The following is a 1,331-nucleotide window of genomic DNA, read 5'->3' as shown; positions in this document are numbered from 1 at the left end:
TAGACTGGCCCCCTGAATCTCCAGACAACCAATATCACTTATTTAAGTGATAGTCTTAATACTAGTTTTTAGACTAGTCATTGGAGAACAGATGATTGATGTTTTAGGGCCGGAGAAACGCAGACGGCGTACCACACAGGAAAAGATCGCTATTGTTCAGCAGAGCTTTGAACCGGGAATGACGGTCTCCCTCGTTGCCCGGCAACATGGTGTGGCGGCCAGCCAGTTATTTCTCTGGCGTAAGCAATACCAGGAAGGAAGTCTCACTGCTGTGGCTGCCGGAGAACAGGTGGTTCCGGCCTCTGAGCTTGCTGCCGCCATGAAGCAGATTAAAGAGCTCCAGCGCCTGCTCGGCAAGAAAACGATGGAAAATGAACTCCTTAAAGAAGCCGTTGAATATGGGCGTGCAAAAAAGTGGATAGCGCACGCGCCCTTATTGCCCGGGGATGGGGAATAAGCTTCGTCAGCCGTTGTCTCCGGGTGTCGCGTGCGCAGTTGCACGTCATTCTCAGACGAACCGATGACTGGAAGGACGGCCGCTGCAACCGTCACACTGATGATACGGATGTGCTTCTCCGTATACACCATGTTATCGGAGAGCTGCCCACGTATGGTTATCGTCGGGTATGGGCGCTGCTTCGCAGACAGGCAGAATGTGATGGTATGCCTGCGATCAACGCCAAACGTGTTTACCGGATCATGCGCCAGAATGCGCTGTTGCTTGAGCGTAAACCCACAATACCGCCATCGAAACGGGCACATACCGGCAGAGTGGCTGTGAAAGAAAGCAATCAGCGATGGTGCTCTGACGGGTTCGAGTTCCGCTGTGATAACGGAGAGAAACTGCGTGTCACGTTCGCGCTGGACTGCTGTGACCGTGAGGCACTGCACTGGGCGGTCACTACAGGCGGCTTCGACAGTGAAACAGTACAGGACGTCATGCTGGGAGCAGTGGAACGCCGCTTCGGCAGCGAGCTTCCGGCGTCTCCAGTGGAGTGGCTGACGGATAATGGTTCATGCTACCGGGCGAATGAAACACGTCAGTTCGCCAGGATGTTGGGACTTGAACCGAAGAACACGGCAGTGCGGAGTCCGGAGAGTAACGGAATAGCAGAGAGCTTCGTGAAAACGATAAAGCGTGACTACATAAGTATCATGCCCAAACCAGACGGGTTAACGGCAGCAAAGAACCTTGCAGAGGCGTTCGAGCATTATAACGAATGGCATCCGCATAGTGCGCTGGGTTACCGCTCGCCACGGGAATATCTGCGACAGCGGACCAGTAATGGGTTAAGTGATAACAGGTGTCTGGAAATATAGGGGCAAATCCA

Annotated in this window: 1 protein-coding gene; it reads left to right on the top strand. The window is 53.4% G+C overall.

Going from position 1 to position 1,331, the window contains the following annotated elements; genetic code table 11:
- Window positions 1–91 precede the first annotated feature (91 nt).
- A protein-coding gene (locus tag HEN21_RS22485) for an IS3 family transposase (protein ID WP_170317955.1) occupies window positions 92–1,320 on the top strand; the annotation gives its coding sequence in 2 pieces (ribosomal slippage) (window positions 92–407 and window positions 407–1,320; 1,230 coding nt in all).
- Window positions 1,321–1,331 lie beyond the last annotated feature (11 nt).

Source organism: Escherichia sp. 93.1518 (assembly GCF_013368915.2).
GTDB lineage: Bacteria > Pseudomonadota > Gammaproteobacteria > Enterobacterales > Enterobacteriaceae > Escherichia > Escherichia ruysiae.
The sequence above is the reverse complement of the archived record's forward strand: the minus strand, read 5'-3'. Positions and strand labels throughout refer to the sequence as shown.